Source organism: Albimonas donghaensis (genome assembly GCF_900106695.1).
GTDB lineage: Bacteria > Pseudomonadota > Alphaproteobacteria > Rhodobacterales > Rhodobacteraceae > Albimonas > Albimonas donghaensis.
Map to the genome: position 1 here is coordinate 535475 of NZ_FNMZ01000003.1, position 23553 is coordinate 559027.

Below are 23553 nucleotides of genomic sequence, written 5' to 3' on the forward strand. Positions count from 1 at the left end.
GCGCTGCCGTGGGGCCGGCCCTGTCCGCTCGCCCCGCGGCCGCCTGGCGCCCTCGTTTCCACGCCGGCGCGGCGTCTCGGTTCAGTCGGCGCAGGGGTTGGGCGCCGGCTCCCGTCCCCGGCCCGCCTTGAGCCGCCCGCCGCACAGGCGCCGATTGACGCGAAGGCCGCTCCGGGCCATGCAGCGCGCATGTCCGACCCCCGCGATCCCTCCGCCGCGCCCCGGCGGCTCGACCAGGCCATGGCGGCCCGCGGCCTTGCGCCGTCGCGCGCCCGCGCCCAGGCGCTGATCGCCGCCGGGGTGGTGGAGGTCGACGGCGCCGCCGCCTCCCGCGCCTCCGCCAAGGTCGGGCCGGCGGCCGAGATCCGCGTCACCGCCGATCCCTGCCCCTGGGTGTCCCGCGCCGCGCTCAAGCTGGTCCACGCGCTCGACGCCTTCGGGCTGACGCCTCATGGCCAGGCGCTCGACCTCGGCGCCTCCACCGGCGGCTTCACCGAGGTGCTGCTGGCCCGCGGCGCCGCCCGTGTCCACGCGCTCGACGTCGGCCACGGCCAGTTGCACCCCAGCCTCGCAGCCGACCCCCGCGTGACGTCCCACGAAGGCGTCAATGTCCGCGCCCTGCCCGAGGGGCTGGTTCCGGCGCCGGACTGGATCGTCTCCGACCTCTCCTTCATCGGGCTGGAGAAGGCGCTGCCCCCCGCGCTGGCGCTGGCCCGCCCCGGCGCCGTTCTGGTCGCGCTGATCAAACCGCAGTTCGAGGCCGGGCCCAGGGCCGTCGGCCGCGGCGGGCTGGTCCGCGACCCGGCCGTGCACGCGGCCGTGCGCGCCCGCATCCGCGCCTTCCTCGAGACCTCCGGCTGGGAGGTCACGCATGAGGACGCCAGCCCCATCGAGGGCGGCGACGGCAACCGCGAATTCCTGATCGCCGCGAGGAAAGCCCCATGACCGAGCCCGCAACCTCCGGCCCCGATACCGCATTCGACATCGCCCGACTGGGACGCCATGGCGACGGCGTCGACGCATCCGGCGCCGTCTTCGCCCCTCTGACCCTGCCCGGAGAGCGCATCGCAGGCGTCCCGGACCCCGCCGGCCGCATCGAGGCCGCCCGGATCCTGACCTCCTCCGCCGCCCGCGTGACCCCGCCCTGTCCGCATTTCGGCGACTGCGGGGGCTGCGCGCTGCTGCACGCCTCCGACGATTTCGTGGCGGGCTGGAAGCGGGAGCGGATCGTGACCGCCCTCGCCGCCCGGGGGCTGGAGACGGAGGTGGCCGCGACGATCACCTCCCCCATGGCCGCCCGCCGCCGGGCGACGCTGTCGGCCAGACGCACCCGCTCCGGCGCCATGGTCGGCTTCCATGCAAGGCGGGAGGCGAGGATCGTCGAGATCCCCGACTGCCGCGTGCTCGACCCCGCCATTCCCGCGGGGTTCGAGGCGCTGCGGACCGTCGCGACGCTGGGCGGCTCGCGCAAGGGTGAGATGAAGATGACCGTCTCGGTGACCGAGGGCGGGCTGGACCTGGACGTCTCCGGCGGCAAGCCGCTGGACGGGCCGCTGCGCCTGCGGCTGGCCGCGGCGGCGGGGGAGACCGGGCTGGCCCGGCTGAGCTGGGAGGGGGAGACGGTCTCCGCCCCCCGCATCCCGGCGCTGGTCTTCGGGCAGGCGAAAGTGGTCCCGCCGCCGGGCGCCTTCCTTCAGGCGACGCGGGAAGGGGAGGCCGCCCTGCTCGCCGCCGCGCGCGACGCGGTGGGGGATTCGGGCCGGATCGCGGATCTGTTCGCCGGGCTCGGCACCTTCGCCCTGCCGCTGGCCGAGCGCGCGGAGGTCGTGGCCTATGAGGGCGAAGCCGGCATGGTCGGCTCCCTGCTGGCCGGCTGGCGCGGGACCGGCGGGCGGCTGAAGCGGGTGGAGGCGGAGACGCGGGACCTGTTCCGCAAGGCCCTGATCGCGGGCGAGCTGAAGGGGTTCGAGGCGGTGGTGATCGACCCGCCCCGCGCCGGCGCCGCGGCGCAGTCGGAGGCGCTGGCGGGCTCCGCCGTGCCGCGCATCGCCGCGATCAGCTGCAACCCGGAGACCTTCGCCCGCGACGCGCGGACCCTGGTCGACGGCGGCTATCGGCTGGACTGGGTGCGGCCGGTGGACCAGTTCCGCGGCTCGGCCCATGTGGAGCTCGCCGCGGCTTTCGTCCGGCCCTGACCGCCGGCGACGGCGACGGTGACGGCGACGCCCGGCGTCCCCGGTTCCACGCCGGCGTGGCGGGCGGGCGCGGCCGGGCGCGCGGGTGAAACGCCGGCTCCCGTCCCCGGCCGCCTGCGCCGGCGTCAGGGGCGGGAGCCGCCGCGATCCCCCGGTCGAGCGCCGACAGGTCCCGCCCGCGGCGGCGCGCGACCGGGGGCGCCCGGCTCAGCCGCCGAAACGGGCCGCGAGCGCCTTGATGTCGTCCACCATCACGTCGAAGTCGCGGTCGGCGGGGATAAGCTCGCCGGTCCCGAACTCGTCCGGGCGCGGGAACCAGCCGGTCAGCAGCCCGGCCTCCGCCGCCGCGGCGAGGTCGTTGTTGTGGCAGGCCACCATCATCACCTCGCCCGGCTCCAGCCCCAGCGCCGCGGCGGAGGCCCGGTAGGTGATCGGCGAGGGCTTGTAGTCCCGCGCCGTGTCCGCGCCCAGAATCGCGTCCCAGCGCAGCCCCGCATACCGGGCCAGCCGCACCATCAGCGCCACCGAGCCGTTGGAGCAGGTCCCCACGAAGCCCGCCGCGCGCAGCCGCTCCAGCCCCTCGGCCGAGTCGGGCCAGGCGGGGAGCTTCTCCCAGGCGTGGTTCAGCGCATCGCGGGACGGGGCGTCGAAGGCCTCCGACAGCCCGAGTTTCTCCAGCGCGAAGTCCAGATTCTCGCGGTGGATGATGTCGAGGGGGACATAGGGCCGCTCGCCATGGCGGACGCGGGCCATGCCGGGGCGGTATTCGTCCCGCCAGGCGTCGGCCAGCGCGAAGGGGTCGGCGTCGATCCCGCGCGCGGCGTAGAAGCGGGCGGCCTCCTCGGCCACGCCCCGGCGCCAGTCGACCACCGTGCCGAACACGTCGAAGATGAAGGCTTTGGGCGCGGGCGTCGGCATATGAGGGGCTCCATGGGCGGGAATGCGGAAGACGGCGAGGCGCGATAGGGCCCCGCGCCTCCGCCTTCGACTTGCGTCAGTCCCGCATGGGCCTGTGCGTTTCCATCAGGTGGAAGCGATACGTCCCAGCGTCTCGCCCGGGGCGGCGCCGGTCTGGGCGCGGTTCAGCAGAATATGGTCGAGGATCACGCAGGCCATCATCGCCTCGCCCACCGGCACGGCGCGGATGCCGACGCAGGGGTCGTGGCGGCCCTTGGTGACGATCTCGGTCTCCTCGCCCGCCTTGGTGATGGTCTTGCGGGTGGCGAGGATGGAGGACGTGGGCTTCACGGCGAAGCGCGCCACCAGGTCCTGCCCGGTGGAGATGCCGCCGAGGATCCCGCCCGCGTGGTTCGAGGAGAAGCGGGGCTTTCCGTCATTGCCCATGAAGATCTCGTCGGCATTGGCGGAGCCGGTCAGTTCGGCCGCGCCCATGCCGGCCCCGATCTCCACGCCCTTGACCGCGTTGATCGACATCATCGCCGCGGCGATGTCGGTGTCGAGCTTGGCGTAGACCGGGGCGCCCAGCCCTTCGGGCATGCCGGTGGCCTGCACCTCGACCACGGCGCCGACGCTCTCGCCCGATTTGCGCAGCCCGTCGAGATAGGCGGCCCAGGTCTCGGCCGCCTGCGCGTCGGGCGACCAGAAGGGGTTTCTCGACGTCTCCGCCCAGTCCCAGCGGGCGGGATCGATGGCGTGGACGCCCATCTTCACCAGCGCGCCGCGGATCTTCAGGCCGGGGGCGAGCACGTCCAGCGCGGCGCGGGCCAGGCCGCCGGCGGCGACGCGGGCGGCGGTTTCGCGGGCCGAGGCCCGGCCGCCGCCGCGCGGATCGCGCACGCCGTATTTGCGCCAGTAGGCGATGTCCGCATGGCCGGGTCGGAACTTCTCGGCGATGTCCGAATAGTCCTTGGAGCGCTGATCGGTGTTCTCGATCATCAGCTGCACCGGCGTGCCGGTGGTGACGCCCTCGTAGACGCCGGAGAGGATGCGCACCTGGTCGGGCTCGCGCCGCTGGGTGGTGAAGCGGTTCTGGCCGGGGCGGCGCTGGTCGAGAAAGACCTGGATGGCCTCTTCCGAGATCGGCACGCCCGGCGGCACGCCGTCGACGGTCGCGCCCAGCGCGGGGCCGTGGCTCTCGCCCCAGGTGGTGAAGCGGAACAGGCGGCCGAAGCTGTTGAAGGGCATGGCGGGGCTCCGCTGGGTCGTGTCTGCGTCGCGCGACGGTCTAGCGGGTATGGCGCGCGGGAGGAAGGGGGAGGGGTTGGAAGGAGGGGGAAGGGGGGAGGGGTTGGAAAGGGTAGGGGCGGGCGCCCGGGGCGGCCGTGACGCCGGCGCCCCCGGTTCCGGGCCGGCGCGGCGCCGCGTGGCGACCCGCGCGCGGGTGAGGCGCCGGCCTGCCCGGACCCTGGAGGAGGGAGCCGCCGCGACCACAGGCGCGCCCGGCCCGGCGGTTCCGCCCGCGGCGGCGCGCGACCGGGGCCGCCCGGCGGCGCCGTTTCCCCGCCCCGAGGTCGCCACGAGGTCGACCCGCGCCGGCCCCCGCGCCGGCCTCCGCGCCTGCCCCCGAGCGGCCCCCGTCTTGACCCCGCGCCCCCGCGGGGCTAGGCGAAACCCGGCCCCGGTCCGCCCGTTTCCCTCTCCAACCCGACCGCGCCGGCCCCATCAAACGAGGAGCGCCCCCATGTCGAACTCCCTGCTGATCCTGCCCGGCGACGGCATCGGCCCCGAGGTCATGGCCGAGGTCCGCAAGGTCATCGACTGGTTCGGCGCCAGGCGCGGCATCGCCTTCGACGTGTCCGAGGACCTGGTCGGCGGCTGCGCCTACGACGCCCACGGCACGCCGCTGACCGACGCCGCCATGGAGAAGGCCCAGTCGGTCGACGCCGTCCTTCTCGGCGCCGTGGGCGGCCCGAAATACGACAAGCTCGACTTCTCGGTGAAGCCCGAGCGCGGCCTCCTGCGCCTGCGCAAGGAGATGGACCTGTTCTCCAATCTCCGCCCCGCGGTGTGCTTCGACGCGCTGGCCGACTTCTCCTCGCTCAAGAAGGAGGTCATCGGCGGGCTCGACATCATGATCGTGCGCGAGCTGACCTCCGGCGTCTATTTCGGCGAGCCCCGCGGCGTCTTCAAGGAAGGCAACGAGCGCGTGGGCATCAACACCCAGCGCTACACCGAGGGCGAGATCGCCCGCGTCGCCCGCTCGGCCTTCGAGCTGGCCCGCGCCCGCAACAACAAGGTCTGCTCCATGGAGAAGGCCAACGTCATGGAATCCGGCATCCTGTGGCGCGACGTGGTGCAGGAGATCCACGACGCCGAGTATCCCGACGTGGAGCTCTCCCACATGTATGCCGACGCGGGCGGCATGCAGCTGGTGCGCTGGCCCAAGCAGTTCGACGTGATCGTGACCGACAACCTGTTCGGCGACATGCTGTCGGACGTGGCGGCGATGCTGACCGGCTCGCTGGGGATGCTGCCTTCCGCCAGCCTCGGCGCCCCGATGGCCAACGGCCGGCCCAAGGCGCTTTACGAGCCGGTGCACGGCTCCGCCCCCGACATCATGGGGACCGGCAAGGCCAACCCCATCGCCTGCATCCTCAGCTTCGGGATGGCGCTGCGCTATTCCTTCGGCAAGGGCGAGGAAGCGGACCTGCTGGAGCGCGCCATCGACAAGGTGCTGGCCGACGGCGTGCGGACGGCGGACCTGATGCAGGCCGGCGACAAGACCCCGGCGACCACCGCCGAGATGGGCGACGCCATCGTCGCCGCCCTGGACGCGAGCGTCTGAGCCTTCCGGGGCGGCCCGTCCGGCCCCCCGACCGAACGTCATCGCGGCGCGGCGTCCCGACGGGCGCCGCGCCGCGTGCGCTTCAGCCCCGCTCCACCCGGAACTGGCGGCAGGCGTTGGTGGCCGAGCGGATGTGGAGACAGGCGTTGCGCGGGGCGGCCGGAAGCCCCCTGCGATCGCCCTCGACCTCCGAGGGGGCGCAGACCCGCCCGCGGCCGTATCGGATGTCGTTCTCCAGACAGGCGTTCGCCGGCGCCTGGGCGCGCTCGCCCCGCGCCTCGGGCAGGGCGCCGAGCAGGGCGTCCGGACGGCGCGGCGCGCGAGGCTCGGCGCAGAGGAAGATCGGCCCGGTCTCCGCATAGGGATCGGTCCGCGCCCACGGACGATGCGCGAAGATCAGCATGGCGCGACCGCCGGCGATGTCGGTCAGGCGGCAGCGGCAGGGATCGGCGGACCCGTCCGAGACGGCGAGCTCGGGGCCCGTCCCCTGGGCGTCGAGCCCCCCGGCCCGAAGCCTTGCGGCCTCCTCCGGCGACATCGACGCGGTGACGAGGCGGATGGCCCCGGGGGCGAGGGCTTCGGCGGCCTGGTCCTTCATGGCGGGGCGCCTTTCGAAGAATGCGATGGCGCGATCCTGCGTCGCCGCCCCCAAGCGCCGCCGCCCGAAACCTGCGCGGCTGCCGCCTTGGCCGAGGGGGGGCGTCATCCGGCCCGCCGCTGTCGCGCTGACCTGCGAGGCGCCCGTCCCCGTCCCCGTCCCCGGCGCCCCCGACCCGAACCGTCCGGCCGCCGGGGCCAGCCCCCTCGCCTCCCGCGCCGAGATCCCCGCGCGCCCTCGCCCCCCGGTAACGGCGCCGCCCGCGCCCACGCGTCCCGGCCGCGCGAGCGCTCCGGCGCGGCCCTCGTCCGGCCTGACGCGCGGCCCCCTCCGGCCCCGCCTCGCGCCCCCGACGCGGCTGCGCGCTGGACCTCGCCCCCCGCCTGCCTTAACGAGCCTCCCGGGCGACGAAGCAGACCGGAGCGATCTTCATGGACATCCTCATCCTCGGCGGCGGCGGGCGGGAACATGCGCTGGCCTGGAAGATCGCGCAGAGCCCGCTCTGCGACCGCCTGGTCTGCGCCCCCGGCAACGCCGGCATCGCCGAGCTCGCCGACTGCATCGCGCTCGACCCCGAGACCCCCGCCCAGGTCGCCGCCTGGGCGAAGGGGGCCGGCATCGGCCTGGTGGTCGTGGGTCCCGAGGCCCCGCTCGCCGCCGGCGTCGCCGACGCGGTGCGCGCCGAGGGCATCCCCTGCTTCGGCCCCTCCGCCGAGGCCGCCCGGCTGGAAAGCTCCAAGACCTTCACCAAGGAGATCGCCGACGCCGTGGGCGCCCCCACCGCCGCCTGGGCCCGCTTCGAGGACGCCGCGGCCGCGCGGGCCTGGATCGAGACGCAGGGCGCCCCCATCGTCATCAAGGCCGACGGTCTGGCGGCGGGCAAGGGCGTGGTGGTGGCCGAGACCGTCGCCCAGGCCTGCGAGGCCGTCGACGACATGCTGGGCGGGGCCTTCGGGTCCGCCGGCGCCTCGGTGGTGATCGAGGAATTCATGGCGGGCGAGGAAGCCAGCCTCTTCGCCATCTCCGACGGAACCTCGGTCACCGCGCTGGGCGTCGCCCAGGACCACAAGCGCGCCCATGACGGCGACGAAGGCCCCAATACCGGCGGCATGGGCGCCTATTCCCCCGCCCCCGTCCTGACGCCGGAGATGGAGGAGGACGCCATGGCCCGCATCGTCCGCCCCGTCATCGCCGAAATGGCCCGCCGCGGAACCCCTTACCAGGGCGTGCTCTACGCCGGCCTGATGCTGACCGAGACCGGGCCCCGGCTGGTGGAATTCAACGTCCGCTTCGGCGACCCGGAATGCCAGGTGCTGATGATGCGGCTGGAAAGCGACCTCGTGCCCCTCCTGCTGGCCTGCGCGCAGGGCGAGGGGCTGGAGAGCCTGCCCGTCGACTGGCATGACGAGGCCGCCGCCACCGTGGTCATCGCCGCCAACGGCTATCCGGGGAGCTATGCCAGGGGCGAGTCGATCCGGGGCATCGCCGTCGCCGAATCCGATCCGCTGGCGGTGGTCTTCCATGCCGGCACCAAAGCGGCCGGACCGGAGATCCTGTCCAATGGCGGCCGCGTCCTGAACGTCACCGCCCGCGGCGACACCCTGGCCGAGGCCGTGGCCCGCGCCTATCGGGCCGTCGCCCGCATCGACTGGCCCGGCGGCTTCCACCGCACCGATATCGGCGCGCGAGAACTCAACCGGAAGCTCTGAACAGGAAGGGCCGGGCTGGCCGAAACGTCTTCGCATCCGCCTGGCGGGGGCGCGAAGGCGTCGTAGGGCGGGTGCGGACCCGCCTCGCGCGGGGGGCGTGCGGATCTCCGTAGGGCGGGTGCGAACCCGCCGCGGACGCCGGCCTCAGGCCTCCAGCATCCGCCGCAGCAATTCCAGATCCTCGGCCATCTGGCTGTCGGTGTCCTTCAGCTTCTCGATGGTCTTGCAGGCGTGGATCACCGTGGTGTGGTCGCGTCCGCCGAAGCGCCGCCCGATGTCGGGCAGGCTCTTCGAGGTCAGCGACTTCGACAGATACATCGCCACCTGCCGCGGCCGGGCCACCGCCCGCGCCCGCCGCGGGCTGAGCAGGTCGGTCATGCGCACGTTGTAATGCGCCGCCACCTTGCGCTGGATCTCCTCCACCGTGACCTTGCGGTCCGAGGCCCGCAGGATGTCGGCGAGGCATTCCTGCGCCATGTCCATGTCCGCCGGCCGGCCGACGAGGCTCGCGAAGGCCATCAGACGGGTCAGCGCGCCCTCCAGCACCCGCACGTTCGACGAGATCCGGTGCGCGAGGAATTCCAGCACCCGCGGCAGGATCTCCACCTCCGGGTGGGTGTGGGCGAGCATCTCGTGCTTGGACTGGAGGATGCCGAGGCGCAGCTCGTAGTCGGTGGGGTGAAGGTCCACGACCAGCCCCCACTGAAGGCGCGAGCGAATCCGCTCCTCCAACCCGTCGATATCCACCGGGTTGCGGTCGCCGGAGATCACCACCTGCTTGCCCTGGTCGACCAACGCATTGAAGGTGTGGAAGAATTCCTCCTGCGTCGAGTCCTTGCCGGCGATGAACTGCACGTCGTCGATCATCAGCACGTCGACCGAGCGGAACAGCTGCTTGAACCCGATCATGTCCTTCGAGCGCAGCGCCTGCACGAAGCGGTACATGAACTGCTCGGCGGTCAGCAGGACCACGCGGGCGTCGGGGCGCGATTCGGCCAGGCGCCAGGCCATGGCGTGCATCAGGTGAGTCTTGCCCAAGCCCGAGGCGGAATAGAGGAACAGCGGGTTGAACGTGACCTCGCCGCCCTCCGCCACCCGGCGGGCGGCGGCATGGGCCAGCTCGTTGGGCTTGCCCACCACGAAGCGGTCGAAGGTGAAGCGCGGGTCGAGCGGCAGCGAGGGCGAGTCGGCCGGGTCGCCGGACTCGCTCGCCGCACGGGTCACCCGGATCGGGATCGGGCCGCCGCCGCCGGAGCGCCGGGCGTCCCCGCGATCGCCGGCATGGTCGCCCCGCCGCTCGTCGCGCCGCTCATCGCGCCGTTCATCCCGCCGCTCATCCCGGCCCTCGCCTGCCTGATCGGCGGCAGGGTCGCCGCGCCTCGCGCCCTTCGGCGCGGCGCGGCTGTCGGGGAAATCCTCGTCGCTCCAGGTCGGGCGGCCGTTGCGGGCGGCGGGCGCCCGACCCGACCCTGCGCGGGACGCCGGAGCGGGCCGCGCGGCGCCGGGCGACGCGGCGTCGCCGGCCGAAAGCCCGCGGGGGACGGCCCGGAACTCGACCCGGGCCACGTCCTCGAATTCCTCGCGCAGCAGCCGCAGCAGGGCGCCCGCGTAATGCCGGTCGATCCAGTCCGCGATGAACACGGTGGGGGCCGCCAGCCGCGCGATCCCGCCCTCGATCCCGATGGGAGAGAGCTGCGAGACCCAGCTGTCATGCGGTCCCTGGCCCAGTTCCCGGCGCGAGCGCTCCAGCACCCGCGACCAGCCTTCGGCCATCTCCGCCTTCGAAATGTCGCGCATGTCCGCCCCCTCGGCCTCGGCGTCGCCGCCGGACGCCGCCGCATCGCACGGTCCTGGAACCGGGTCTCCCGACGCGGAGCCCGCCCCGAACGACCCGTCGCCCGCGCCCTTCGCCTGGCCCCCGGCCGCCGACCGCTTGCGCGGGGCGGAGGCGGAAGCGGACCCGGCGGCCGGGCGCTCGTGGCGATCCATGGAGGGCATCCTGTCTCCTTCTCGCCGGGAAAGCGCTCCGGCGGGGCGTGGTTCGCAACGCGACGCACCCCGCGTCCGAAGGCGGCGCGGCGAGGGCGGCGAGCGATAACGGCGATGATGCGCATCGAACCAGGGCGGCCGGTGCGCGGTCGAGCGAGTCCCTGTTGGTTTCTTGGTCGCGCGCTTCTGCGTTCGCGTCGTCTTCCCCTTCGTCGGCGCGCCGCGCCGACGTCTCCCTCGCGTTCCGGCTCCGGTCGTCCGGATCCGCGCCCTGCGGCCCTTGCCGCCGCTCCGGCGGCTCGCGCCGGCGGAGCATCGTCACATCAGGAGGCGCCGCGCTCCGCAGCCGCGGGCGGGGGCTCTCTCCCGGTCAGCTCTGTCGCCAGGGCAGACCGCGCACCTTCCAGCCGTTGATCGAGCCGCGCTGACCCGACGGATCGAGATCGCCCTCGAATCCCTCGGCCACGTTGCAGCAGGCGGACTGCGCCCCCCGCTCGGCCAGCGCGCGGCTCACTGCCAGCGCGGCTTCCTGCGAGCGGCCGCCGGAGCGGCACAGGAACAGCAGCTTGCCGGGCAGCGTGTCGCCGAAGGCGTCCATCAGCTGCGCGGCGAAGTCGGAATTCGGGCTCATGTCCGGGTAGCGGCGCCATTCCACCAGCACCGGCTGGGCGCCCACGGGGGACAGGTCCGGAAGCCCCACGAACGCCCATTCGGCGCGCGTGCGCACATCGACCAGCGCGGCGTCGCCGTCGGACAGGGCCTCGAAGGCTTGCTGCGGCGAAAGCTGGGCGATGCCGGCGATGGTCGTCACGCCGTCCACAGACCCCTCGTCGTCGGACACCTGCGTTCCTCCTCGTGTTCTGCCGGCCCCTCGGACCGTTCCGTTTCTGGAATCGCCCTGCATGGTAGGCAGGGCGACGGGCCGCTATCAAGTCGAAGCGACCGCCGGCCGCCAAGTTTCTCGCAAGTGTCTGATGATTAAAGAGACCCTAACGATGGCGTAAAAATAGTTAACAAATAGACATGACGTTACGGCCCAACCCGGTATTAGACGGGATGTTCCATTCAGTTTCGGCTCAGGATCGGAGGGCCTGCCCGCTATTGCGAGGAGACAGCGGGAGACTACTGCGGAGACCTTCTGACTCGCAACAGGGCGAAATCGAGAACATGTCCGCGCCGCGACATTTGCGTGACGCACAGGTCAGCGCAGCCCGGCCGCGTCCGCGATCGGGTTGTTCCAGGCGCAGCGCACGCCAACGGGCGGACCGCGGCGGGTCCGTCCTGTCCAGCTCAGGTCTGGAGAGTGATGACCGAAGGCGAAACCCGCGCCCCCACTAGGGGAGGCGGAGTCCGTTCCGGATCAGGCGTCGCGCGTCGCGGCCCGCCCGCTGGGGGAGGGCCGCGGACGGCGAAGCCAGGTCAGGCCGCGGCCAGCGCCTTAACGCGGGCCGACAGGCGCGAGACCTTGCGCGAGGCGGTGTTCTTGTGGAGCACGCCCTTGGTGACGCCGCGCATGATTTCCGGCTGCGCGGCGCGCAGCGCGTCGGTCGCCTTGGCGGCGTCGCCGGAAGCGATCGCTTCCTCGACCTTGCGGAGGTAGGTCCGGATGCGGCTGCGGCGCGCCTTGTTGACCGCGGTGCGCCGCTCGGCCTGACGGATGCGCTTGCGCGCGGACGGCGAATTGGCCATCTGTGATTCCCGAAGTCTGTGACATTCAACGTGAGGCGGCGCGTATACACGCGCGTCCCGGCGGGGTCAATGCGCCGGCGCCCAGCGAAGCGTTTCCCGCCCGCCCGACCCGTGAAACGGGCCGATCGGAGGACGCGCCGCGGCGGTCGCCAGCCAGGGACCAAGTCGGCCCGCCGGCATAGGCGCGGCCACCGCATACCCTTGCGCGACGCCGCAGCCAAGCCCTGCCGCGCATTCCGCGTGCATTTCGGTCTCCACCCCCTCGGCGATGACCTCGGTTCCCAGCGCGCTCGCCATGGCGGCCATGGCCCGGATCACCTCGCGCCCGGCCTCGGTTTCCAGCGCCGGGCGCAGGACCTGGCGATGGATCTTCAGCCGTCGCGGGCGCAGCGCCAGCAGGGTCGAGACCCCGGCCCGCCCGACGCCGAAATCCGACAGCTCCGCGTCGGCGCCCAGGCCGGCGAGCAGGTCCGCCGTCCAGCGCAGGGGGTCGTCCGAGTCGGCGCCGCGGTGCGAATCGTTCAGCGCGAAGGCCAGCGCCCCCGGCGGCAGGGCCGCGTCGCGCACCAGCCCGGCGAAATCCGGCCGTGCCAGCAGTCCCCGCCCTGCGTTCAGCGTCAGCGGAGGCGGCGGAGCCCCCGCCGACCGCGCCAGCCGCGCCCGGTCGGCCAGGGCGCGGGTCAGCATGGCGCGGTCGATCTCGGCCAGCGTCCCGGCCTCCGCCGCGGCGTCGAGGAAATCGGCGGGGGTCAGCACCCCCCGGTCGGGATGGCGCCAGCGCACCACCGCCTCGACCCCCGTCACCCGTCCGTCCGCCAGCGACAGGCGCGGCTGGTACCAGGGCTCGAACTCCGCGCGCTCCAGCCCGCGGGCGATGTCGTCATGGATCAGGCGGGCGGCCTCGGCCTCCCGGCGCAGGTCTTCGCGGAACAGCTCCGCCCGCCCGCGCCCCAGCCGCTTGGCGCGGTAGAGCGCGAGATCCGCGTCCGCCAGCGCCCGGCGGGTCGAGTCGCGCCCCGGCCGCAGGAAGGCGATGCCCACCGTGGCGCCGAAGCGGCAGAGCTGGTCGCCATAGGGCGCGGGGCGGGCGGCGCGCTCGATGATCCGGGCGGCCATGGCGGTCGAGGTCTCCCGCGGGCGGGCGCAGGCGGCGACGATGACGAACTCGTCGCCGCCGATGCGGGCCACGAAGTCCCCCTCCCGCACGCTCTCGCGCAGGATGTCGGCCATGATCCGCAGCACGTGGTCGCCGGCGTCGTGGCCCAGCGTGTCGTTGATCGACTTGAAGCGGTCGAGGTCGATGAGCATCACCGCCAGCCGCGATTCGGAGCGCGCGTCGCCCTTCGCCTGCCGGGCGCGCGATTCGATCCCGTCCAGCAGCCGGTCCAGAAAGCGGCGGTTGGGCAGGCCGGTCAGGGCGTCGTGCAGCGAGGCGCGCTCGGCCTCGTCGCGCACGCGGACGAGGTCGCGGGCCCGACGCTCGGCGATGGCGCGGGCGCGCGAAATCTCGCGCTGGGCGCGCAGGCGGCGGGCGGCGTTGCGGTGCAGGTGGGCGTAGATCACCGCCAGCAGGGCCGCGAGCATCACCGCCGCCATCATCGCCACGGTGGCGGCGCGCGAGGGGGTGGGCCATTGCGCGTGCAGGGTCAGGGCGAAGGGCGACACGAACACGGCGAGCATGGCGCTCTGCCGGATGAGGTTGAGCCCGGGCAGCATGTCGTGGACCAGCGCCGAATAGGCCGAGAGGCCGAGCGTGGCGGCGGCGACCAGCGTCGCCATGTCGGGCCCGCCGATCGCCGCCAGCGACAGCAGGCAGATGGCCGTGACCGCGACATTGGCCACGCCGATCACGTGGACCCGGACCAGGACGGCGGGACGGGCGCGCTCCCGCTCCGGCAGGCGGGCGACGGCGCGCAGGGCGCTGCGCTCCGCCAGTTCGGCGAGCAGGGCGGGCAGGAACACCGCCGCGCAGGCCAGCGGCGAGGCGAATTGCAGGGCGATCAGGAAGGTGGTGGCCGCGGCGGCGAGGAACAGCGGCAGGTTGGCGGTGCGCGCGCGGGCGTAGCGGCGCAGCATCACCGCGCGCTCGGCCCGGGCGAAGCCGACGGCCCTGGCGGCCGGCGCGTCGCCCTCATCCTCGCCCAGCGCGGCGGCGAGGCCGATCAGGCCCGGCCGGATGTCGGGCGACGCATCGGCGCCCGCGGGCTTCGCCATGCCGCCCGCTTCCCCGCCTGCCAGACTGTCCGCCAGACCGCCCGCGAGGCCATTCGCGACGCCTTCCATCGCCCCGGAGGCTTGCGCCCCAGCCGCTTCGCCCGTCATCGCCGCCATCCCACCACGCAGTCCCTCATCCCGAAGGAAGCCTGACGCGATGCCGTTTAGATTCGGTAACGCCGCCCGGCCGGGAGGCGGGGCGGCGTCGGGACGCTCGGAATGGCGGCCGGAGGCGGCGTCAGCGGCCGCGGAACTGCGGCGCGCGCTTCTCGACGAAGGCGGCCATGCCCTCGGTCTGGTCCTCGGAGGCGAAGAGCCCGTGGAACAGCCGGCGCTCGAACATCACGCCTTCGGCCAGGTTGGTCTCGAAGGCGCGGTTCACCGCCTCCTTCGCGGCCATCGTGGCGATGGGGGACTTGTCGGCGATCTTGGCCGCGACGGCCATCGCCTCCTCCATCAGCTTGGCGGCGGGGACGATGCGCGACACCAGGCCCGCGCGCTCGGCCTCCTCCGCGCCCATGAAGCGGCCGGTCAGGCACATCTCCATGGCCTTGGCCTTGCCCACGGCCTTGGTCAGCCGCTGGGTGCCGCCCATGCCGGGGATCACGCCGAGATTGATCTCGGGCTGGCCGAACTTGGCGCTGTCGGCGGCGAGGATGAAGTCGCACATCATCGCCAGCTCGCAGCCGCCGCCCAGGGCGTAGCCCGCCACCGCGGCGATGATCGGCTTGCGGGTCCGCTCCACCCCGCGGGACTTGTCGGCGAAGAAGTCGAGGCGGAACATGTCCACCGCGGTCTTCTCCGACATCTCCTTGATGTCGGCCCCGGCCGCGAAGGCCTTTTCCGAGCCGGTCACGACGATGCAGCGCACGCGGTCGTCGGCGTCGAACTTCATCAGGGCTTCGTTCAGCTCGCCCAGGAGCTCCTGGTTCAGCGCGTTCAGCGCCTCGGGGCGGTTGAGCTTGACGAGCCCGACATGGTCGCGGGTCTCGACGATCAGGTTGGCGTAGGCCATCGGGCCCCTCCTGCTGCTTCGGCTTGCCCGGACCCTGCGAGGCCCCGGCGAGGCGCGGGTGTTACCCTCGGCGCCCGGCCCATTCAAGACGTGTGCGGAAACTCACCTCTGGCATCGGGGACAGTGAAAGCTGGAACGCCCCGATTGCACAAGCCGGGAGACGACGCCGGGGCAGGCGGGGCGGGGGCAGGGCTCTCCCTCGCGGCCGTAGACGGCGAAGCTGTGCTGGAAATATCCAAGTTCGCCCGAGGCCTGGCGGTAATCGCGCAGGGACGAGCCGCCCGAGGCGATGGCTTCCTCCAGCACCTCGCGGATGGCGACGGCGAGCGATTCCAGACGCCTGCGGGAGATTTTTCCCCCGGCGCGGGTCGGGGCGATTCCCGCCCGCCACAGCGCCTCGCACACGTAGATGTTGCCCAGCCCGCAGACGATTCGCTGATCCAGAAGCAGGGATTTCACCGGCGCGGCGCGCCCTGCGAAGCGCTCGGCCAGCAATTCCGCGGAGAAAGCGTTGCCCAGCGGCTCCGGCCCCAGCCCGGCCAGCAGGCGGTGCGTCGCTTCGCCACCGGCGGGGATCAGGTCCATGGCCCCGAAGCGGCGGGCGTCGTTGAAGGTCACCGTCGCGCCGCCCTCCAGCCGGAACACCACATGGTCGTGCCTGGCCGGCGTGGCGATGACATGGGCGAAGACGCCGGGGGCGGTCTGGCGACCGGCCTCGATCAGCATTCTTCCGGTCATGCCGAGGTGGATCAGCAGGATTTCGCCTGATCCGAGGTCCGCGAGGATGTATTTCGACCGCCGCCGCAGCCGCTCGATCCGGGTTCCGGCGAGCCGCTCGGCGAAGCGTTCGGGGAAGGGCCAGCGCAGGTCCGGGCGCCTCTGCTCGACCTCCAGCAGGCGCTTGCCCTCCATCACGGGAAGCAGCCCGCGTCTGACTGTCTCGACTTCGGGGAGTTCAGGCATATTCCGGGCGAGCGTCCTTGCGGCTATAGGAGGGGCCATGAGCAACGCATCCGATACCGGCGATCAGCCCGGCGCCACAACGCATTTCGGTTTCCGCGACGTGCCCGAGGGCGAGAAGGCCGGGCTTGTCCGCGGCGTGTTCTCGTCCGTGGCCTCGCGCTACGACCTGATGAACGACCTGATGTCGGGGGGCGTCCACCGGCTGTGGAAGGACGCCCTGATCGACTGGATGGCTCCGCGCCCGGGCATGCGCCTGCTGGACGTGGCCGGGGGGACGGGGGACATCTCGTTCCGCTTCCTCAAGCGCCTGAAGGGGCGGGGGGAGGCCGTGGTCTGCGACCTGACCGCCGACATGCTGGAGGAAGGCCGCAGGCGGGCCGACGCGCAGGGCTACGCGGAGCAGCTCGACTGGGTGGTCGGCGACGCCATGGCGCTGCCGTTCGAGGACAAGAGCTTCGACGCCTTCACCATCGCCTTCGGCATCCGCAACGTGACCCGGCCGCAGGACGCGCTGGCCGAGGCGTATCGCGTGCTCAAGCCCGGCGGCCGCTTCATGTGCCTGGAGTTCTCCCAGATCCCCGAGGCGGGGCTGCAACGGCTCTATGACGCCTATTCCTTCAACGTGATCCCGCAGATGGGGCGCGCGGTGACCGGCGACCGGGACAGCTACCAGTATCTTGTCGAATCGATCCGGAAATTCCCGGACCAGGAGACGTTCCTCGACATGGTGAAGGCCGCGGGCTTCGGGCGGGCGAGCTACCGCAACTACACGCTGGGCGTGGCCGCGATCCATTCGGGCTGGCGCATCTGATGAGCGTCATCGCCAACCTGTGGCGGCTGGCGCGGACCGCGGCGACCTTCCAGCGCACCGGCGCCATGGCCGAGGCGCTGGAGGCGATGGACGCCCCCCGCTCCATCCGCATCGCCGCCCGCGTGCTGGGCTGGCCGCTGTCGCCGCTGGGGCTGGAGGGCGACCCCGCGCTGCCCCCCGCCCCGCGCGCGCTGACCGCGCTGGGCCCGGCCTATGTGAAATTCGGCCAGCTTCTGTCGACCCGCCCCGATGTGGCCGGCGAGAAGATCGCCCGCGACCTGCGCGTGCTTCAGGACCGGCTCGCCCCCTTCCCGCTGGAAGAGGCCCGCGCCCAGGTGGAGCATGAGCTGGGCCGTCCGGTGGACGAGATCTTCTCCGAGTTCGGCCCCGCCGTCGCCGCCGCCTCCATCGCGCAGGTGCATCCGGCGGTGGAGCGGGAGACGGGCCGGCGGGTGGCGGTGAAGGTCCTGCGGCCGGGGGTGGAACGCGCCTTCCGCCAGGATGTCGACGCCTTCTGGTTCATCGCGAAGACCATCGAGTTCCTCGCGCCCTCGTCGCGCCGCCTGCGCCCGCGCGCCGTCATCGCCCATTTCGAGGGCGTGGTGATGACCGAGCTGGACCTGCGGCTGGAGGCGGCCGCCGCGGCGGAGTTCCGCGCCAACTCGGCCGAGGACGAGGGCTTCGCCGTGCCGGAAGTGCTCTGGGCCCATTCCGCGCGCCGGGTGATGACGCTGGAATGGGTGGACGGCGATCCGCTGGGCGACGTGGAGCTGCTGGCGGCGCGGGGGCATCACCTGGTGCCGCTCGGCTCCTTCATCATCCGCTCGTTCCTGCGCCATGCCCTGCGCGACGGGTTCTTCCACGCGGACATGCATCAGGGGAACCTGAAGCTCGCCCGCGACGGCACGCTGATCGCGCTGGATTTCGGGATCATGGGGCGGATCGACCCCTATACCCGCCGGGTCTACGCCGAGATCCTGCTGGGCTTCCTGCGCCGCGAGTATCGCCGCGTGGCGGAGGTGCATTTCGAGGCCGGCTACGTTCCCGCCGATCGCGATCTGGAGGCCTTCGCCCAGGCGCTGAGGTCCATCGGGGAGCCGATCTTCGGCCAGGACGCCTCGCATATCTCCATGGCGCGGCTGCTGGCGCATCTGTTCGACGTGACCGAGCGCTTCGGGATGGAGACGCGGACCGAGCTGATCCTGCTGCAACGGACCATGGTGGTGGTGGAGGGGGTGGCGCGCACGCTGGACCCCAACCTCAACATGTGGCGGGCGAGCCAGCCGGTGGTCGAAGACTGGATGAAGGACAATCTGGGCCCCAAGGCGATGCGCCGGGACCTGGTGGCGACGGCCATGGTGCTCTCCCGTTTCGGGCCGCGGCTGCCGGATATGGCGGAGAAGGTGCTGAAGCGCGCGGTGGCGGACGCGACGGCGGAGGCCGCACCGCGCGGACTGGGCGCCGCCGGTCTTGTGGCGATGGCCGGCGCCGGCTTCGTCGGCGCGTTGATCGGGGCGGCGGCGGCGTCGCTGTTCTGAGCGCGCCGAAAGCGCCGCGTCACGCGCCCGAGGGTTGAGACCGCCCGCTCGCGGCGCGCGGGACCGGGATCGCCGCCTGCGCCGTTTCCGATGGCTCCGGGTTCGAGAGACCGGGCCATACGCGCCCTGCTTGCCATGCGCCGCGGGCGAGACCGGGCCACCGGGCGCGGCCTCGACGCGGCGCCCGGTTCGGACCGAAGCGCGGACGGAGCCGCTCAGCTCCGCTTCTTGCCCTTCTTGATGGTGCCGGAGAAGGCGAGGCACGGCCGCCCCTCGGCCTTCACCAGCCCGCGCACGAAGATCATCGAGCCGCCGGCCCGCACCACCTCGCCCCGCGCCTCGATGAAATCGCCGATCTGGGCGGCGTCGAGGAACTCGGTGTTCATGGTCACCGTCACCGACCAGTCCGACCCCTTCAGCGCATCCGTGGCGATGTTGAACAGCGCGTTGTCGGCCAGCGACATCAGCGCCCCTCCATGCACCACGCCCAGCCCGTTGGCGTGGTGCGGCTCGGCGCGCATGGCGGTCACGATCGAGCGGTCGGGCTCGCGCTTCGAATAGGCCGGACCGGCGATTTCGAGAAAGCTCTGCGCGGTCTGGCGGCGCCATCCGGCGAACTCGCCGTCTTCGACCACGGTGTATCTCGGCTTGGGATCGTCCTGCATCGGGTCTTCGTCCTCCCCCTCTCGCGGGCATACCCGCGCGAATGTCGTTGTCGGAGGAGTTACCGCGCGCGGCGTCGGATGGCCAGAGCGTCGGCCTCGCCCGGCTCAGGCCGCCACGCTCGGACCCGCGCCGAAGCGATCGCCTGCCGGCGCGGGAAGCGGGAAGGCTCCCGCGCCGGCTCTCAGTTCCCGGGCCGTTCGCCCGGCCCCGGCTGCCGCTTCGCGCCGACGCCGCCCAGGTCGGCCAGCGCCCGGCCGACCATGCCGCGGGCGGTGGGCGCGCGCAGGGCGCGGAAGGGGAGCGGGCGGCAGACCTCGATCGCCGCGACGCCGACACGGGCGGTCAGGGCGCCGTTGACCAGCCCCTCGCCGAAGCGGCGGGACAGGCGCGCCAGCACGCCGCCGCCGAGGATCGGGCCGATCAGGTCGTCGGTCGCCGCCACCGCGCCCGTCGCCACCAGATGCGTCGCCACCGCCTTGAACAGCCGCCACGCCCCCAGCGCGCCGCCGCGGCCGCCATAGATCTCGGCGATGCGGCGGATCATGCGCAGGTTGACGTAAAGCGCCGCCGCCACGTCCACCAGCGGGATCGGGGCCAGCGCCGTCGCCGTGGCCACCTGCCGGGCGGACAGCTCCGCCGCCCGCCGCGCGTCCTGGTCGAGCCCGGTCAGCCAGGCGCGCTCGGCCAGCTCGATCAGGGCCTCGGCGTCCACCGCCTCGCGCCGGCGCTCGGAGACCTCGGCATTGGCCCAGCCGAGATACTTGCGCCCCCGATAGAGCGCCGCCAGCCGGTCCACGGCCGAGGCCGCGAGGTCCCGGTCATTGGCGGCGACCGCCCGATCCGCCTCGCGCCGCGCCGCGTCCATGCGGCCGAGCCGGGCCAGCGCCAGCCCCTCGCGCGCCAGCCCCACGATCAGCGCGGCCAGCGCCACCGCCCCCAGCGCGGCGGCGGCGATCCCCAGGGCGGGATTGTCGGCGATCAGCCCCTGCACCCAGTTCACCGCGCCGACCACGATCATCATCCCGAAGAAACCGCCGGCGGCCGAGACGAACCAGCCCAGCGCCCCCATCCCCCGGCTTCGGCCGGAGGCCAGGGTGGCGGCGCGGGTCATCGCCTCGCCGGTCGGGGGCGGGCCGTCGGGGGGCGGCGCTTCCGCCGGGGAGGGGGCGGGGTCGGCGAGCGCGGGGTCGTCGTCCTCGATCAGCAACGGCGCGTCGCGGCGGCGCGGGGCGGGGTCGGGCGGCGCCTCGGGGCCATGCTCGACGAAGGCGTCGCCGGAATGGGGGGCGGGACGCGGATCGGGCCGGGGATCGGGACGGGGATCAGGACTCGGATCAGGACGGGGATCGGTTTCGTCGGGACGGGTCACAGGCGATCCCCAATCAGGAACTCGGCGGCGCGGTCCAGCCTTATATGCGGCGGCCCGTCGCCCGGTTTCGGCGCGAAGCGCGGCGGCGCGAAGGCCATGGCGCGGAAGTCGTTGTCGGGCCAGGTCTCGGCCCCCGAGGCGGCGGCGGCGAGCAGGGCGGCCGGGCTCTCGGGCAACGGGCCGGGATAGAGCGCGGCCTCCCGCCCCGTGGTCTCCAGCCGCCCGCGCACGCAGGACAGGCGGCGGCCGTCGCGCTCGATCTCCTGCTCGGTGGTGGCGCGCAGGGCGGCGATGGCCATGGCGCGGGTCCGGGCGCCCTTGAAGGCGGCGCGGTCCTCGGCCTCGCGCAGCAGGGCGCGCAGGATCGCGGTCAGCCGGTCATGCTGGGCGTGATGGATATGGTCGGCCTTGGTGGCGGCGAACAGGATCCGGTCGATGCGTTTGCCCAGGATCGGCGCCAGCCAGGATCGATCGCCGGGGCGGAACGCCTCCAGCACCTGCGGCAGCGCCTGGCGCAGGTCCTGCACCGCGGCCGGCCCGGAATCGAGCGCGGACAGCAGGTCCACCAGCACCACCTGCCGGTCGAGCTTGGCGAAATGGTCCCGGAAGAAGGGTTTCACCACCACCCGCTTGTAGGCCTCGTAGCGGCGGTCGAGCTCCGCCCGCAGGCCCTTGCGGGGTCCGGGAGGCAGGGGGGCGAAGGCCAGCGCCGGGGAGCCCTCGAGCTCTCCGGGCAGCAGGAAGCGGCCGGGGGCGAGGCCCGACAGCCCCGCCTCCCGACACGCGCCCAGATAGGCGGTGAAGGCGGTGGCGAGCGTGCGGGCGGCGTCCTCGGAGAACGGCGCGTCGGCGGCGGTCTCGGCCTTGGCCAGCCATTCCGCGGCCAGCGGCGCGCGGGCGGGGGTGCGCGCCGCGGCGAAGGCCTCCGCCGACCAGGCGGCGTAGCTGCGCGACATCAGGGGCAGGTCCAGCAGCCACTCGCCCGGGTAGTCGGTGATGTCGAGATGCAGGGCCCCGGGGCCGGTCAGCCCGCCGATGAGCCCCGTCGGGCGGGTGCGGAAGCTGACCCGCAGGGTGGAGATGCGGCGGGTGGATTGCGGCCAGCTCGGCTCGGGCGCCAGCAGGGCGGCGCGGTGGGTCTCGTAGTCGAAGCGCGGGGTCTCGCGGTCCGGGCCGGGGCGCAGGGCGGCGGCCTCGATCCGGCCCGAGGCCTGCGCGTCCAGCCCGGCCATGCGGCCGCGGTCCAGCAGGTTGGCGACCAGCGAGGTGATGAACACCGTCTTGCCGGCCCGCGCGAGGCCGGTGACCCCGAGGCGCAGCGTGGGCTCGGTGAGCGAGGCGACGCCCTCCTGGGCGTCCTCGACCCAGCGGGCGATGTCGTCGGCGATGTCGAAGAGCCCCAAGCCCGTCTCCCCTCCCTGGCGGTTCCCCTTCAATATAGTCCGGCGGGGGCGCGTCGCGAGGGGCGCAGGCGCCGCGTCGGCGGTCGCGAGGGTTGCGAGGAGGCGCCCGCGGCGCGCCGAGGCGGGGTCGCGGGCGGCCCAGGGCGCGGGTGGCCAGCCAGCGGAGGTGCGGCAGACGCGGCGGCTGGCGGGGGCGGACGGCGGGGACGGACGGCGCCGCGGGCCGGATCGCGGTTTCATCCGCCGACCGCCCTGGAGCGGCCCCGACGCCGACCACGCGCCCGGATCGTCGAGGACAGCGCCCGCCCGGGCCGCCGAAACGGTTCCGCCTGGCGCCGTCCTCACCGCGCGCCGCGGGCGAGCCGGACCCGCCGGCGCGACCTCGACGCGGCGCCTCCGCGCCCCCCTCGCCCGCCTATCGCCGTTCCGGGCCCCTTGCGCGCCCCGCCCCTGCGCGGCATGAGGCCTCCATGCCCCGCTACAAGCTCATCGTGGAATATGACGGCCGCCCCTTCGCGGGATGGCAGCGCCAGAGGGAACTCCCCTCCGTCCAGGCGGCGCTGGAGGCCGCGATCCGCGCGCTCGACCCCGACGCCCCCGGCATCGGCGGCGCCGGACGCACCGATGCCGGCGTCCACGCCACCGGCCAGGTCGCCCATTGCGATCTCGCCCGCGACTGGGACCCGTTCCGCCTGGCCGAGGCGCTGAACTGGCACCTGAAGCCCGCCCCCGTCGCCGTGACCCATGCCGAGCGCGTCGCCGACGCCTTCCACGCCCGCTTCGACGCGGTGGAGCGCCGGTATCTCTATGTGGTGATCGCCCGCCGCGCCCCCCTGACCTTCGAGAAGGGCCGCGCCTGGCGCGTCCCCGGCCCGCTGGAAATCAGCCCCATGCGCGAGGCCGCCGCCCACCTGGTCGGGCTGCACGACTTCACCACCTTCCGCTCCTCCATGTGCCAGTCGAAATCGCCGGTGAAGACCCTCGACGCCCTCGACATCGAGGCGCGGCCCACCGACGGCGGAACCCGCTTCGAATTCCGCCTGCGCGCCCGGTCCTTCCTGCACAACCAGGTGCGCAGCCTCGTCGGCACGCTGGAACGCGTCGGCGCCGGGCGCTGGAGCCCCGACCGCGTGGCGCAGGCGCTGGAGGCCCGCGACCGCGCGGCCTGCGGCCCCGTCGCTCCGCCCGACGGGCTGTTCCTGACCGAGGTGATCTACCCCGCGCCCGAACCCGCCCCCAGCCCCGAGCCCAGCCCCGAGCCCAGCCCCGAACCCTGACGGATCAGGGCGGCAGGGACGCCCGTTCCGGCCAGGCTTCGGCGTCCGCCACCGGCCGGCCGGAACAGGGGCGGGCGGCATTGACCGGGGCGAAGGCCCCGCGCCACGCCGCGAAATCCGGCGCGTCGGTCAGCGCCGCCAGCGGATATTCCCGCAGGGATCAGGACGTAACTCGGCGTTCGGCGCCGGAGAGCCGCATGGGGGGCGCTCCCGGAAGGCGCGTTGCGGGCGACTCTCGGTCAGCAATGCGGCGACGCCGGGCGTCCACGACATATTGTGGCCCTAATCCCACGTGGAGGCGCTGGTTCACCCATTTTTGTCGCGAAAAAAGAAACATTACGTTTCCGGCCCCGAGTCGGTGATCCAAGTTCG

19 protein-coding genes are annotated in these 23553 nt (G+C 73.5%); 7 read left to right on the forward strand and 12 right to left on the reverse strand.

Annotated features, from left to right (window positions below):
• Nucleotides 1–189: 189 nt before the first annotated feature.
• Both BLV24_RS11915 and BLV24_RS11920 read left to right on the forward strand, forming a co-directional pair.
• The gene (locus BLV24_RS11915) at nucleotides 190–945 is read left to right on the forward strand and encodes a TlyA family RNA methyltransferase (RefSeq protein WP_092681935.1); all 756 of its coding nucleotides are present in this window, start codon (nucleotides 190–192) and stop codon (nucleotides 943–945) included.
• Complete coding sequence (locus BLV24_RS11920; protein WP_092681937.1) at nucleotides 942–2195, forward strand: class I SAM-dependent RNA methyltransferase; 1254 nt, start codon at nucleotides 942–944, stop codon at nucleotides 2193–2195. Before BLV24_RS11915 ends, BLV24_RS11920 begins: the two co-directional genes overlap by 4 nt.
• A gap of 207 nt (nucleotides 2196–2402) precedes the next feature.
• Here BLV24_RS11920 and BLV24_RS11925 read toward each other — a convergent pair whose 3' ends face one another.
• Both BLV24_RS11925 and aroC read right to left on the reverse strand, forming a co-directional pair.
• Entirely contained in the window at nucleotides 2403–3113 is a 711-nt protein-coding gene (locus BLV24_RS11925; protein ID WP_092681939.1) for a haloacid dehalogenase type II, read from the reverse strand.
• Nucleotides 3114–3218: 105 nt separating this feature from the next.
• A complete protein-coding gene (gene aroC / locus BLV24_RS11930; protein WP_092681941.1) occupies nucleotides 3219–4340 on the reverse strand; it encodes a chorismate synthase in 1122 nt (373 codons plus the stop codon).
• A 496-nt stretch (nucleotides 4341–4836) separates the two neighbouring features.
• Between aroC and leuB the strand changes: the two genes are divergently transcribed.
• Nucleotides 4837–5940, forward strand: coding sequence for a 3-isopropylmalate dehydrogenase (gene leuB / locus BLV24_RS11935; protein ID WP_092681943.1), 1104 nt, complete (start codon nucleotides 4837–4839; stop codon nucleotides 5938–5940).
• 82 nt (nucleotides 5941–6022) lie between these two features.
• On the opposite strand, the gene BLV24_RS11940 is transcribed toward leuB, so the two are convergent.
• On the reverse strand, nucleotides 6023–6538 hold the full coding sequence (locus BLV24_RS11940; protein WP_176954720.1) for a DUF1203 domain-containing protein: 516 nt from the start codon (nucleotides 6536–6538) through the stop codon (nucleotides 6023–6025).
• Nucleotides 6539–6969: 431 nt separating this feature from the next.
• On the opposite strand from BLV24_RS11940, the gene purD reads away from it, so the two are divergent.
• Entirely contained in the window at nucleotides 6970–8247 is a 1278-nt protein-coding gene (gene purD / locus BLV24_RS11945) for a phosphoribosylamine--glycine ligase (protein ID WP_092681947.1), read from the forward strand.
• Between the two features lie 144 nt (nucleotides 8248–8391).
• Here purD and dnaA read toward each other — a convergent pair whose 3' ends face one another.
• The 6 genes from dnaA to mutM all read right to left on the reverse strand — a co-directional run bounded on the left by dnaA (nucleotide 8392) and on the right by mutM (nucleotide 16117).
• A complete protein-coding gene (dnaA, locus tag BLV24_RS11950) occupies nucleotides 8392–10044 on the reverse strand; it encodes a chromosomal replication initiator protein DnaA (protein WP_245710525.1) in 1653 nt (550 codons plus the stop codon).
• 562 nt (nucleotides 10045–10606) lie between these two features.
• Nucleotides 10607–11077 (reverse strand): rhodanese-like domain-containing protein, encoded by a 471-nt coding sequence (locus BLV24_RS11955; RefSeq protein ID WP_245710526.1) that lies wholly within the window; start codon nucleotides 11075–11077, stop codon nucleotides 10607–10609.
• Nucleotides 11078–11655: 578 nt separating this feature from the next.
• On the reverse strand, nucleotides 11656–11925 hold the full coding sequence (gene rpsT / locus BLV24_RS11960; protein WP_092681949.1) for a 30S ribosomal protein S20: 270 nt from the start codon (nucleotides 11923–11925) through the stop codon (nucleotides 11656–11658).
• A 66-nt stretch (nucleotides 11926–11991) separates the two neighbouring features.
• On the reverse strand, nucleotides 11992–14139 hold the full coding sequence (locus BLV24_RS11965; RefSeq protein ID WP_092681951.1) for a putative bifunctional diguanylate cyclase/phosphodiesterase: 2148 nt from the start codon (nucleotides 14137–14139) through the stop codon (nucleotides 11992–11994).
• Between the two features lie 238 nt (nucleotides 14140–14377).
• Entirely contained in the window at nucleotides 14378–15154 is a 777-nt protein-coding gene (locus BLV24_RS11970) for an enoyl-CoA hydratase (RefSeq protein WP_092681953.1), read from the reverse strand.
• Nucleotides 15155–15256: 102 nt separating this feature from the next.
• Entirely contained in the window at nucleotides 15257–16117 is an 861-nt protein-coding gene (gene mutM / locus BLV24_RS11975; RefSeq protein ID WP_092681955.1) for a bifunctional DNA-formamidopyrimidine glycosylase/DNA-(apurinic or apyrimidinic site) lyase, read from the reverse strand.
• Between the two features lie 37 nt (nucleotides 16118–16154).
• Here mutM and ubiE point away from each other — a divergent pair, with 37 nt between their 5' ends.
• Complete coding sequence (ubiE, locus tag BLV24_RS11980) at nucleotides 16155–16928, forward strand: bifunctional demethylmenaquinone methyltransferase/2-methoxy-6-polyprenyl-1,4-benzoquinol methylase UbiE (protein WP_092681957.1); 774 nt, start codon at nucleotides 16155–16157, stop codon at nucleotides 16926–16928.
• Nucleotides 16928–18466 carry a 2-polyprenylphenol 6-hydroxylase gene (ubiB, locus tag BLV24_RS11985; RefSeq protein WP_092681959.1) on the forward strand — a complete coding sequence of 513 codons (1539 nt, stop codon included), beginning with the start codon at nucleotides 16928–16930 and terminating at the stop codon, nucleotides 18464–18466. The genes ubiE and ubiB overlap by 1 nt, the downstream gene beginning before the upstream one ends.
• A 215-nt stretch (nucleotides 18467–18681) precedes the next feature.
• Here ubiB and BLV24_RS11990 read toward each other — a convergent pair whose 3' ends face one another.
• The 3 genes from BLV24_RS11990 to BLV24_RS12000 form a co-directional block, all read right to left on the reverse strand.
• On the reverse strand, nucleotides 18682–19131 hold the full coding sequence (locus tag BLV24_RS11990; RefSeq protein ID WP_092681961.1) for a PaaI family thioesterase: 450 nt from the start codon (nucleotides 19129–19131) through the stop codon (nucleotides 18682–18684).
• A gap of 182 nt (nucleotides 19132–19313) precedes the next feature.
• Complete coding sequence (locus BLV24_RS11995) at nucleotides 19314–20501, reverse strand: YcjF family protein (protein ID WP_245710528.1); 1188 nt, start codon at nucleotides 20499–20501, stop codon at nucleotides 19314–19316.
• Nucleotides 20498–21904 carry a YcjX family GTP-binding protein gene (locus BLV24_RS12000; protein ID WP_092681963.1) on the reverse strand — a complete coding sequence of 469 codons (1407 nt, stop codon included), beginning with the start codon at nucleotides 21902–21904 and terminating at the stop codon, nucleotides 20498–20500. Before BLV24_RS12000 ends, BLV24_RS11995 begins: the two co-directional genes overlap by 4 nt.
• A 470-nt stretch (nucleotides 21905–22374) precedes the next feature.
• Here BLV24_RS12000 and truA point away from each other — a divergent pair, with 470 nt between their 5' ends.
• Nucleotides 22375–23181: a tRNA pseudouridine(38-40) synthase TruA gene (gene truA / locus BLV24_RS12005; RefSeq protein WP_092681965.1), complete on the forward strand. Its 807-nt coding sequence runs from the start codon at nucleotides 22375–22377 to the stop codon at nucleotides 23179–23181.
• Nucleotides 23182–23553: the final 372 nt, after the last annotated feature.

Coding starts and splice junctions, on each gene's coding strand:
- ubiE (WP_092681957.1), top strand. CDS start 16,155: ATGAGCAACGCATCCGATACCGGCGATCAGCCCGGCGCCACAACGCAT.
- aroC (WP_092681941.1), bottom strand. CDS start 4,340: ATGCCCTTCAACAGCTTCGGCCGCCTGTTCCGCTTCACCACCTGGGGC.
- rpsT (WP_092681949.1), bottom strand. CDS start 11,925: ATGGCCAATTCGCCGTCCGCGCGCAAGCGCATCCGTCAGGCCGAGCGG.
- leuB (WP_092681943.1), top strand. CDS start 4,837: ATGTCGAACTCCCTGCTGATCCTGCCCGGCGACGGCATCGGCCCCGAG.
- BLV24_RS11915 (WP_092681935.1), top strand. CDS start 190: ATGTCCGACCCCCGCGATCCCTCCGCCGCGCCCCGGCGGCTCGACCAG.
- dnaA (WP_245710525.1), bottom strand. CDS start 10,044: ATGCGCGACATTTCGAAGGCGGAGATGGCCGAAGGCTGGTCGCGGGTG.
- truA (WP_092681965.1), top strand. CDS start 22,375: ATGCCCCGCTACAAGCTCATCGTGGAATATGACGGCCGCCCCTTCGCG.
- mutM (WP_092681955.1), bottom strand. CDS start 16,117: ATGCCTGAACTCCCCGAAGTCGAGACAGTCAGACGCGGGCTGCTTCCC.
- purD (WP_092681947.1), top strand. CDS start 6,970: ATGGACATCCTCATCCTCGGCGGCGGCGGGCGGGAACATGCGCTGGCC.
- BLV24_RS11920 (WP_092681937.1), top strand. CDS start 942: ATGACCGAGCCCGCAACCTCCGGCCCCGATACCGCATTCGACATCGCC.
- BLV24_RS11940 (WP_176954720.1), bottom strand. CDS start 6,538: ATGAAGGACCAGGCCGCCGAAGCCCTCGCCCCCGGGGCCATCCGCCTC.
- ubiB (WP_092681959.1), top strand. CDS start 16,928: ATGAGCGTCATCGCCAACCTGTGGCGGCTGGCGCGGACCGCGGCGACC.
- BLV24_RS11990 (WP_092681961.1), bottom strand. CDS start 19,131: ATGCAGGACGATCCCAAGCCGAGATACACCGTGGTCGAAGACGGCGAG.
- BLV24_RS11925 (WP_092681939.1), bottom strand. CDS start 3,113: ATGCCGACGCCCGCGCCCAAAGCCTTCATCTTCGACGTGTTCGGCACG.
- BLV24_RS11970 (WP_092681953.1), bottom strand. CDS start 15,154: ATGGCCTACGCCAACCTGATCGTCGAGACCCGCGACCATGTCGGGCTC.
- BLV24_RS11965 (WP_092681951.1), bottom strand. CDS start 14,139: ATGGCGAAGCCCGCGGGCGCCGATGCGTCGCCCGACATCCGGCCGGGC.